At 70.5% G+C, this 10,550-nt stretch carries 6 protein-coding genes and 1 pseudogene; 3 read left to right on the top strand and 4 right to left on the bottom strand.

Going from position 1 to position 10,550, the window contains the following annotated elements:
- The coding region (locus tag AB0442_RS40320) for an RNA-guided endonuclease TnpB family protein (RefSeq protein ID WP_366168498.1) at positions 1-492 on the top strand (492 nt) is incomplete at its 5' end.
- Between the two features lie 13 nt (positions 493-505).
- Here the strand turns inward: AB0442_RS40320 and AB0442_RS40315 are convergent.
- From AB0442_RS40315 to AB0442_RS40305, 3 genes are read right to left on the bottom strand one after another with little or no spacing between them, the layout of a single operon-like run.
- Positions 506-4,714 (bottom strand): TIGR02680 family protein, encoded by a 4,209-nt coding sequence (locus AB0442_RS40315; RefSeq protein ID WP_366168496.1) that lies wholly within the window; start codon positions 4,712-4,714, stop codon positions 506-508.
- Positions 4,711-6,039 carry a TIGR02678 family protein gene (locus AB0442_RS40310; protein WP_366168495.1) on the bottom strand — a complete coding sequence of 443 codons (1,329 nt, stop codon included), beginning with the start codon at positions 6,037-6,039 and terminating at the stop codon, positions 4,711-4,713. The genes AB0442_RS40315 and AB0442_RS40310 overlap by 4 nt, the downstream gene beginning before the upstream one ends.
- On the bottom strand, positions 6,039-7,676 hold the full coding sequence (locus AB0442_RS40305; protein WP_366168493.1) for a TIGR02677 family protein: 1,638 nt from the start codon (positions 7,674-7,676) through the stop codon (positions 6,039-6,041). Before AB0442_RS40305 ends, AB0442_RS40310 begins: the two co-directional genes overlap by 1 nt.
- A 447-nt stretch (positions 7,677-8,123) precedes the next feature.
- On the opposite strand from AB0442_RS40305, the gene AB0442_RS40300 reads away from it, so the two are divergent.
- Together AB0442_RS40300 and AB0442_RS40295 are read left to right on the top strand one after the other, a co-directional pair.
- The gene (locus tag AB0442_RS40300) at positions 8,124-8,453 is read left to right on the top strand and encodes a hypothetical protein (protein WP_366168492.1); all 330 of its coding nucleotides are present in this window, start codon (positions 8,124-8,126) and stop codon (positions 8,451-8,453) included.
- Between the two features lie 524 nt (positions 8,454-8,977).
- Positions 8,978-10,051, top strand: coding sequence for a hypothetical protein (locus AB0442_RS40295; RefSeq protein WP_366168491.1), 1,074 nt, complete (start codon positions 8,978-8,980; stop codon positions 10,049-10,051).
- A 173-nt stretch (positions 10,052-10,224) separates the two neighbouring features.
- Here AB0442_RS40295 and AB0442_RS40290 read toward each other — a convergent pair.
- Positions 10,225-10,550: pseudogene (locus tag AB0442_RS40290) on the bottom strand (IS701 family transposase); the annotation flags it as partial.

The following is a 10,550-nucleotide window of genomic DNA, read 5'->3' as shown; positions in this document are numbered from 1 at the left end:
GACTGGCTGCACAAGCAGACGACCAGGATCATCCGTGAGAACCAAGCGGTGTACCTGGAAGATTTGAACGTGCGCGGCCTCGGACGGACCCGGCTCGCCAAGTCCGTCCATGACGCTGGATGGTCCACCTTCCGGCGCATGCTCGAAGAGAAAGCCGCCCGCTACGGACGCCATGCCGGCGTCATCGGCCGGTACGAGCCCACCTCTCAGATCTGCTCGGCCCGCGGCGTCCTGGACGGCCCCAAGCCCCTCAGCGTCCGTGCATGGACCTGCGCCGCGTGTCGGACGGTTCATGACCGTGATCTCAACGCCTCTCGTAACATCCTGGCCGCCGGACGGGCGGACAGGCTAAACGCCTGCGGAGGGCCGGTAAGACCCGGCGTGGCAATCCCACGCCAGGCACAGCCCGTTGAAACAGGAACCCACCGGAACGCCAGCGGACCAGGGCGCAAGCCCCGTGCCGAAGGCGCGGCCGGAATCCCCCGGCTTTAGCCGAGGGAGGATGTCAAGCGGTCACCAGACGGCGGTTGCGTCCGTTCCAGGTGTAGTGCAGCGTGGCGACACCGCGCACGTGCGGGTCGCGCAGGCACTCGTAGATCTGGAGTGCGGGCACGTCGGGCCAGGTGCCCATCAGGCGCTCGCTGGTCAGGACGAAGTCGAGGTCGAGGTCAACGAGGATGCGGCCGAGCCGGCCGTGGGTCGGCTCGTCGACCTTGGCGAAGGCGTCGTCGAGGAGGATCAGTCGGGGCGCCTGCGGGGCGGTCTCGGCGAGCGTGGTGAAGTGCGCGGCGGCGGCCGCGAAGAGTGCGAGGTAGGACAGGACCCGCTGCTCGCCTTGGCTGAGTCCGGTCCGCCCGGTGAACTTGCGTCGGCGGGCGGTGGACGTGTCGTCCAGCACCCACGGCTGGAAGGTGAACCACGTCCGGTAGTCGAGCGCGGTCCGCAGGTGCGCGGCGTAGCCCATGGCCGGGTCGGCGCGGCGCGCGTCTTCGATGCGGCGCTGCAGGACCTCCCTCAGCTGTTCCGTCTGCTCGCGGGTGCGCAGCCCTGAGGGGCTGCGCAGCAGTTCGACGGCTGCGCGGATGTCCGCGTCGACGGTGTCGGCGAGTCGCCAGTCGAGTTCCACTCCGAGGCCGTGCGAGGTGCGGACGGATCGCAGAGTGGTGTTGAGTGCGTCGACCAGTGCTCCTGCGGCGAGTAGCTGTGCGGACAGGTGGTCGCCCAATTCTCCGGTGAGGAAGCGTTGGAAGACTTCGCGCTCGCGGTCGGTGAGGCGGGCCCGGGCGTCGTTGGCCTGCCTGGCGATGCGTTCGCCGACCAGCGCTACGTCGTGTGGGCCGGTGTCGTCGAGGAGTCGGCAGACCTTGATGCCGTCGGGCTCTTCCAGGGTCGCGTCGTAGCCGCCGGCGAGTTGGTCGCGTAGTTCGTTGAACCGGTTGAGTAGCGTGGTGTCGGAGACGTCGTGCCGCTCGGGGTCCAGGCCGCGCTGCACGGCCTCGACCAGGGCCTGTAGGGCTCGCAGCCTGGTCCTGGCGTCCTCTTGGGCTGGGTCCGGGGTCGACAGCTCGCCTGTGAGTTCGCCCAGTGCCGCGCCGCGCATGATGTCGGGTGTGGCCAGGGCGGTGCGTAGGGCGCGTCCGCACCGGATTACCTCGGCCTCTTGCGTCTGGAGGTCGTCGTGCCTGGTTTGCTTGTCCAGCTCGCCGCGTACCACGTCGTCGTGTAGGCGCGCGGCTGTGCGCTGTGCTTTGGGCAGCTCTTGGCTGATCTCGTCGAGGCGCCGGATGATGGCTTGTTCCTCGGCGAGGATGTCCTGCTCGCTTGCTCCGAGCGCGGCCTCCAGTGTGCGGATCTCCCGGCGGGCTTTCGCCAACTCGTCCGCTCGCCGCGCGTAGTCCAGCTCGGCCTCTTCTCGGGCGGTGCGGGCCCGCTCGTAGCTGTGGCGTTCGTTGCGGTGGGCGGTGAGGCTCTGGGCGGTGGCGTCGACGCTTCGGCGCAGTCGTCGGGTTCCGTCGGCCAGGGTGTCCAGCGCGGACCGTACGGTGAGCAGCGCGTCCCGGTCGGCTGGTAGGTCGTGTGCGGTGGCGGTGGCTTCGACGTGGCGGCGGGCTTCGACGCAGGCGGAGCGGGCGTCCTGGGCGGCGCGGGCTGCCGTCGCGGCCCGCTGCCGCACGTCGGCCGCGACCCGCTCGGTCTCCTCCAGGCGTGCCCAAGCGCCGGTGAGGTGCTGGTCACGCGGCGGGCGCCGCAGCTGTTCGAGGTCGGCCTGTCGCTGGGTGAGTTCCTTTAGCTCGGAGTGCGCGGCCTGTGCCTCGTCTTTGAGGGTTACGAGGCGTTCGGTGAGCTCGGCGATGCGGCGTCGGCGGGTCTGTGCCCGGACTTCCGCACCGACGTACTCCGCCACGGGCTTGGTGTGGGCACCGCCGGCGACGCCGAGCCGCCAGCGGCCGTCCGTGCTCACCGTCCCGCCTGCTGCCGTGCCGAGCGGGGCGCCGGCCGGCACCAAGGCAATGGCCGTCAGGATGCGGGAGACCTGCGCTGGCGTCACGCTGCTGTCGCCGGTGGGCACGGGGTGCAGAGCTTCGGCGAGTGACGGGCCGTCGGCGGGCGTGGTGGCGGTGAGCACGGTGTCCAGGGTGAGTGGGTCGAGCAGCACGCCGTCCGCACTAACCCATGCGTCAAGGACCCCTGATGCTTCCAATGCCGCCTCGATCCCGGCTTGTTCCACCTCGCTCAGCTGCGGGGCGAAGTCGACGAGCCGGTACAGCGGCGCGCCGGTGCCCGGGGATCGGGGGGCGTCGCGATGCGGCGGCTTCGGCGGGACGGGGTCGCTGTGCTCCTCCCATTCGGCTTTCTCCACGCGGACGGCGTCGAGCGCCCGGGTGAGGTCGCGCGACCGGAGAGCGGCTCGTTCACGCCGGTCCGCCAAGTCGCGCCGGTACGGCTCGAGCGCCTGGAACGCGGCGGACGTCACCTCCTCCGCGACCGAGGCGGGCAGCGTGCGGTCCTCGAAGGACGCTTCCGGGGAGAGGTCGCGTCGTACCGCGGCGCGCACACCATCAGCCGGTGCCCCCGATCGCTCCTCCAGCCGGTCCGCCCATGCCTCGACCTCGGCCGCGTACGCCGCGCTCACTGTGACGACCGCCGTCTCGCGCTCTATCACCCTCTCGGCCTCGGCCTGGGCCTGCTCCTCGAGGCGTTCGTGCTCGGTGTCCGCCTCCCGTGCCTTCGTTTCGGCCTCGCGCAGCTGCTCGAGGAGGCCGAAAAGTTCCCCGACGGTACGGAGCCGGGTCTTCACCACCGGTTCGGCCGCGGCGAGCCGGGTGGCCCAGGAGCGCAGGGAGGCCGCTGTCCCGGTCGTGTCGAAGGTCTCCACGCGCTCGGTGTGCATCGAGGCGGTGTCCCCGTCCGGATCGGTGACCTCCTGCTCGGCCGCCGCGGTCAGCACCGAGGCGGTGCCGCCGACCGGATCGCCGAGGTGCACCGGCGCCAGCCCGGACCGCTCGGCCTGCCCACACAGTTCGCGGTGGGCTGCGCCCAGCTCGCGCAGTTGCCCCGCCGTCCGCGCCGCCCCCGCGGTGAGCGCGAACCCGGCGGCCGCCTGCGCGTCGTGGGCCCGCCCGAGCGCCGTATAGGTAACACGGGCCGTCGCCTGGATCGCCGCCACGGTGCGACGTCGCTCGCCCAGTTCGTGCAAGCTCCGGTAGCGGGAACTCCCCCGCAGGGTGGCCAGGTCCGCCTCAGCCGTCGCATGCTCCTGTGCCAGCACATCGCGCCGCTCGACGGCCTCGGCCTCCTCGGTGCGCAACGCGGTGACTTTCCTGGTGGCCTCTCCGGCGGCGAGCCTGCGCTCGGCAAGCGTGCGGAGCTCCGCGAGGACCTCGCTCGACCGCCGGCGTAGGGCCCCTTGGAGGTAGCCGCGATAACTATCCAGGAACCGGCGCAGCGCCTCGTCCGTCCGCTCCAGCCGCCCAAGGTCGGTGCGGACGCTGTCGAGGTCGTCGAGGTTGCGGGCGACACTGTCGATCACGTCCTCGTCGAGCGCCGGCAGGGTCTCACCGAGGACGGTCACCAAGCCGCCGGATTCGATCCGGTCCCCGGTGGTCGGGCGACGCAGTCGGTGCAGCAGCTGGGTGAGGTTGCGGTAGCGGGCGGCGTCGGCCAGTCCGAACAGCTCGCGGGCCACCCTGGCGCGGTGGTCGGCGGGCCGGTCCAGCACGTTGTCGGCGCCGACGGCGGACCGCAGCCGGTCCAGCGGCAGCGGCTGCCCGGACTCGACGAGGTCGAGGTCCTCCCCCACGCGCAGTGCGGTCGTGAAGAAGAAAGCCCTGGCCGAGTTGGTGGACTTCGACGCGCTCACCGCGGCACCGACCGTCAGGTGGTGCTCGGTGCCGCCCTCGTCCACCCGGCGGAACTCGCCCCACAGGTACCCCAGGCGGTTGGTCTGCTGGAAGCCGTCGAGCATCAGCCATGCCAGCGTGGTGCGACCGGTGCCGGTCGCATCGAGGGCGCGGGCGTCCGCGTCGAGCAGGTAGGGCAGCAGCATCTCCAGGGCCTTGGACTTGCCAGCGCCGTTCTTCCCGCGCAGCAGCAGGCGGCCGCCGCCGAACAGGAACTCCTGCTGGTCGTACTGCCAGACGTTGAGGATCCCGGCCCGGTTGAGCCTGAAGCGGTGGGGGGCCGTGTGCTGCGGGAGCGGCTGGATCCGGTTCACGAGGAAGTTTCTCCGTTGCGGTCGGTCTGCGGGGCCCGCCGATCGGCGCGCTTGATCGAGATGGCCGTGGCGTACCGGGCGGCGGCGGCGAGCAGCACCCACTCACCGGTGGAGCCTGGCCGGGCCGCGGACACGTCGGTGACCGGCCGGCCGTCGCCGGCCGAGGCCTGGTACTGCGGCGGCACCCCGTGGCCATTGGAGCGCAGCCGGCCTGCCCGGGCCACCAATTGCATGCGGCTGAGGAGTTCGAGGACGTCAGCGCGCAGGGCAGACGGGTCCTCCAGGTATCCACGATGCCAGTTCGCGCGCTGCCCGTACTGGTCGAGCAACTCGTCGATCAGCTCACCGACCAGGCCCGGAGGGATCGGCACTCCCACGGTCAGGCGGCCGCCGGTCGCCGGATGCCCTGCTCCCTCGGGGCGCAGCCGTTCCACCAGGCGGTCGACCAAGAGCAGCGCGGTCTGCGCGACCGTCCCGGTGCCGGGAAGTTGAAGATCCGTCAGCTCGTCATCCGGGTCGATCATGGCGATACCCTCGGCGCGGATCTCGGCTTCCAAGCCGAGCAGTTCGGCGAAGGCCTGAGCCTCTCGCCGCTGGCGGGTACGCAGCCATTCACGCTCGGCATCGGTTAGCTCGTCGAGGTAAACGACAGGGGTCTCCACCAGCCGGCGGCGCACATAGGTCCGCGGCCCGTCGAAGCCGGGATCGGCTGCCCGCACGATGAGGTCCGCACCGTCGCTGCTGTGGCTCAGCGGGCCTGCCACGATCGAGCGGGCAATGTCCCGGTTGACGGTCAACAGGGCTTCGCCGTCCTGGTCCGCGGCCACCGAACCGACGCTTCCCTCGGTCTCGGTCAACACGCCCCAAACGACAAGCTGTCGAAGGGCCGCCGCGAGGGTGCGCTTCTCCACCGCCCGGCCCGAATCGTCGACCACCAGGCCCGCATCGGCCGCCGCCGCCCGCAGGTCAACCACCAACCGAGACAACAGCAACTGCTCGGGTGCAGTCACCAGCACAGACAGAGCCAGCGCCAGGTAGGCATAAGTGCGCGGAGTGAACGGCGTACCGGTCGAGCGCTCCATCCGATGCCCCGAGTCCGCCCCGAGGCCCGCCTTGAACAGGCGTGCGTACGACGCCTCCACCAGCAGGCGGTAGCCCATGACCTGCTGAAAGCGTTGCACCAGCCAGTCCGCGTGCCGACGCACCAGCGGGAAGATGTCGGCATGCGGCCCGTCGGCAGTGACCAGCGGGTGGCGCAACAGCAGCCGGGCGGCGCTGCGTCGCTCAGCGGTGAGGGCGACATCGTGCGAAGAGGGAAGTGCCATCAGGCGCTCACCTCCTCGACCGCGTCACCACGGGCGGGCCCTTCAGCGGTGGTGATCCCGATTTCCACGTCGTCGACCACCAGGTCCCCGTCGACCGAGCGCAGCACGGTCGTGCGTCCCGGCACCCGGCGCAGCGTCAGGCGCAGGTCCAGTTCGGCTTCGACGGCGTGGGCGTCCCGCAGGCCGAACCCGTGCGGCGCGGGCTCCTCGTCCCATCGCAGCATCGAGTTCCCGAGCGCCGCGGTCAGCAGTTCCAGCAGCAGTGCCATGGCGGGGGCGCTCAGCCGCACCTGACCGAACCGGTCGGCGACGCTCCGGAGCTCGTCGGCTGCCTCCCGCCGGGCAGCGGCCTGTTCGTGGGCCGCCGTGAGCAGCCGGGCCTTCTGCTGCGAGTGGTCCTCCACGGCGGCCGCCCGACCGCGCGGCGCCCGGCTGCCGCGCTCACGCAACGCCACCGGCACCTCGACCGTCGGACCGCTCCACCAGCTGACATACGCCGGCACGGTGCCGTCCGGGTCCGGGGCGAGGCCGAGATGCCGTGCACTGTAAAGCCCGAACGCCGCGACCGCGAGGTCATGCGCGCCCTCGGGGTCGGCGGCGTCAAACCAAGCCGCCAGCCGCAGCAGATCCCGGCGGCGCGACATCTCCCCCGCCGCCGAACGCAACATCCGCTTGGCGTTGGCCAACAGCGACTGCAGCGCACGCAACGTCGCATCCCGCAGCTGGTCGACCTGGCTGCCCCGCCCATCCGTGTCCACGAACCAGTCGCGCAGCGCCTCCCAATCGGCGAGTTCGCGCCCCCGGCTGCGCTGCACGCGGATCTCGGGCAAGCTGTCGCCCAAGACGCCCAACCCCGTGGCATGCGCACCGATCAACTTCAGCAGCCCCTCCAGGTCCGGCCACAGCCGGCCCAAAGTGGCCGCGATCCTCGGCGACCGGAAGGCGACCTCCTCCGTGATCGCCTCCACGTAGTCCAGCAGCAACTCCTTGAACCCCTGGTACTCGGCGCCGTCCAGGTCGTACCGGGCCAGCACCTGGCCAAGGTAGGCATAGAAGTCCCTTACCGAATCGGCGAATTCGGCGAACTGCACGAACAGCGTGCTGACCTTCTCGAGCGCCTCCTGCGGATCGGCACCCCCCGGCCGGCCGACGGCAGCGGTGATCTCACGCAACCCGCGATCGACCAAGGCCAGCAGCTCACTGCTGACCTCCCGCGCCGCATCGGCGCTTGCCAGCACCTCCTCGGCATCGCGCTGCACCTGCTCGCCAAGCTTCGAGAGCTGGTACCGAGCGCGCGAACGCTGATACTCGGCAATGCTGGCAGCCTTCACCGTGTGACTGCTGCGCAGCAGGTTCCCCCACTTCACCAGCTGCTCCAGCCGCGCCGTCACCACATCGGCGCTAGGCTGCCCTTGCCACGCCGCATCCCGCGCGAGCCTGGCCACCACGTCCGGCACGGCAAGGTCCGCGAGGAGCGTCGAGCAAAAGACTCGCATGACGGCCACGTACTCAAGGCGCTCGGGGGCGCTCAAATAGGAGTACGCGGCAAGGCGCTGCCAGACGCCGTCACCTGCCGACGACAGCGCAGACGCCGAGTCGGGGAATTCATCCGAGCGGTGCGGGACTGAGTGGTCCATGGAGTCGAGGTTATGAGATGCCACCTGCACGTCAGCCCCGAACCGGGAAAGTCGATCACCGACCTCCCCGCTCTGCCCTCCCTCTGAGCAGGGCAACACCGCCGCATGGGGGGCACCTATCCCCGCCGACCGACGGGTCTGTCGGAGTTCGAGGCTGTTGTGACTCGTCCCCGGCGTTTACGCCGGGGACGAGTCACAACAGGAACAACGAGCAGATCAGGTGACAGTCACATGATCGGCCGGACAGCTCCGCTTAGGATGCCGTCACCTCGCCGGGGTGGTGGCTGCCCGCCACCGGTCCCGGCCTCGCGGTAGGAAGTGGACGGGCAGGATGCCGGCTGTCGTTGTGGACCAGGGCCGCGCGCACCTATACCCGCAGCGGGCCCCAACTCATGCTCCGGGTATGCCTTCTGGGCTGCTTCCGTCAAGAGCGGTACCCTGCCGTGGATGGCCTGTGCCGTCGTCGATGCGGGGGCGCACATGTCGAGCACCGTTTTCCTGATCCTCTCCATCGGCCCGCTCGCCCTGATCCTGGTGGTCATCGCCGCGCAACGGGCGAACGCGGTCGACGATGCCTGCACCGGGGAGGTCACCGAGCGGTGGGTGAGCAGTTCGACCGGTACCTACGGCACGACAACCCGCTGCATGATGCGGATCTGCACCGACCAGGGGCGTGAGCTCGCCGTGCAGGTGGACGGCCGGACGTACCAGGCACTGGACATCAGCGACCGTGTCGTCAAGACCCCGGGCACGCGCTGGCCGGTGCGGTCGGAGTAACGGCGCCCTCAAACGGCGCCGCCCGCCCACGGCCACCTCACGGCCCACCACGAACCACTCGGCCTGCGGCGCCGCTCCGCCCTCGATCGAGTCCTGAAGGGCCTCTGACCGCAGCCGGGATGCCTCTGCTCCGGGGCAGCGCCCTGTGTATCTCCGGTGAAGGACACCCACCCTCTGTGCAACAATGTGATGATCAGTCATCTGGTGCGCGTTACATATTGCCGCAGGTCAGCAGTGGGGCCGGGGTTCGTGGCAGCGAGACCGGCTACGGCTGACGGCAACAGAGCTGAGGGGGAATACGGGGATGTCGGTACCAACCGTGGGCGGCGAAGGGAAGTCCGTTGCCCCGTAGGCCACGACCGCTCAACCCCGATGACGGCCCACTGCAGGCGTTCGCCTACGAGCTGAGGTGTCTGCGGGAGGCGGCCGGGAACCCGACTTACCGGGCACTCGCAGCTACTGCAGGCTTCAGTGCCACGACGCTGAGCGACGCCGCCGGCGGCGTGCGCAGGCCCACACTGGACGTGACGTTGGCGTATGTCGGCGCCTGCAGTGGCGATGTCAAGCTTTGGGAGAGGCACTGGTACGCACTCGACCGTCGGCTCGCCGCCAGCACCGGAACCGACGCGCGGGTCCGGCCGTCGAGTGTGCAGGCCGCACTGACCGTCTCGGAGGTAGTCGAGCCGACACAGGCGGGCGCCGAGAAGCGAGCCCCAGTGGTGGACGCGTTCCAGAAACAGAGCTTCGAGCCCGAGCCGGTCGACGGCGAGGAGCCTGGAGCACCGCATCGGCGCCTGTGGCGGTCGCGGGCGTGGCTGCCCGTCATGGCCGTCGCCCTGGCGCTGGTGCTGACCGGCCTGCTCGTGGGTCTCAAGCGCGGGTCCGGCGACACACACACGGTCTACGGATCCGGCTGTCCGGTCGGCCCGGCCGGCGGGAACACCTTCCAGGGCATGACCTACAGCGGGAGCACCCGGGTCCGCAGCAGCGCCACCCGCAGCGCACCGGTGATCGACCAGATCCCGCCCGGGTGCAGGGTCCAGTTCGTCGGCTTCTGCATCGGTGACGTCGAGGTGGACGTGACGGCCGGGACTCCCGATGTGCGCTGGTTCAAACTGGGCAGCGGCGGGGTGGTCTCGTCGGCGGTGGTGCACGGAAATCCGCCGTGGGAGTTGAGGCCGGACCGCTGCCCGGGTGAGTTCCCGGCTCCATCGTCGATCTCCCTGGCGGTCGCGCCACAACCCTCCGACCCCAAGGCCGTGGAACTGCGCGCCAGCGGTTCCCACCTCGGCATCGTGGGGTTCGCCGGGTACTTCTCCGACAGCGGCCAAGCCGTGCCCGTGCCGAGCTGGCACCAGCTCGGCCTGATTGGCGTCGGCGTCGACGGATTCGTGCTCCCCTGGCGGATCGCGAAGCCAACGGCCGATCAGGGCCCGATCCAGCTGGTCGCCGTCGCCTGCCTGGGTGGGGACGGTCCCACCGATGTGCTGGATGCGCTGACCCTTCCCCCTGCGGATCCCACCCAGGCGCGGCCGCTGTCACTGGGCGAGAGCGACCGGAGCACTGCCGCACGGACCGCCTGCCGCTACCCCGCCTAGTACTCCAGCAGCGCTTCGCTATCTGGCCTGGTCAGAGGCGTCGTGGGGAGTGTAGTGGGCTGTTGGTGAGAGAGGGGTGGTCTTCGCGGAACGCTCCTCTCCCGGGTGCAGTCGGCGTTGGTAGTGGCAGTGGCGGGCGACGGCTTGGCGTCTGCGGCGCCAGCCCGACCAGCTCAGCAGGTGCGTGTGAAGGGGCCGGCCGGCGCGGTGGTGCGTGGTGAGGCAAGGCGCCAGGAGCCGGCGGATTTCTGCCACGGTGAGCGGGGCCAGAGTGCCGAAATCGTTTCTGCATCCCCCTTTGCCGCCGCGTCGGCTGCCATGACCGCGAGGTAGGCGTGGGCGAGCATGGCCAGGGTGATGTGCCGGTACCAGCCGACGTAGCGCCGGACCTCGTACTGGTCCAGGCCGCACTCGTTCTTCGCGGCCTGGAAGCACTCCTCGATCTGCCAGCGCATTCCGGCGACCCTGACCAGCTCGGCCACGGTGGTCTCCGGCGGCG

Origin of the sequence: Kitasatospora sp. NPDC085895, from assembly GCF_040702125.1 — a bacterium.
GTDB lineage: Bacteria > Actinomycetota > Actinomycetes > Streptomycetales > Streptomycetaceae > Kitasatospora > Kitasatospora arboriphila.
This window is presented reverse-complemented; position numbering and strand designations above follow the sequence as displayed.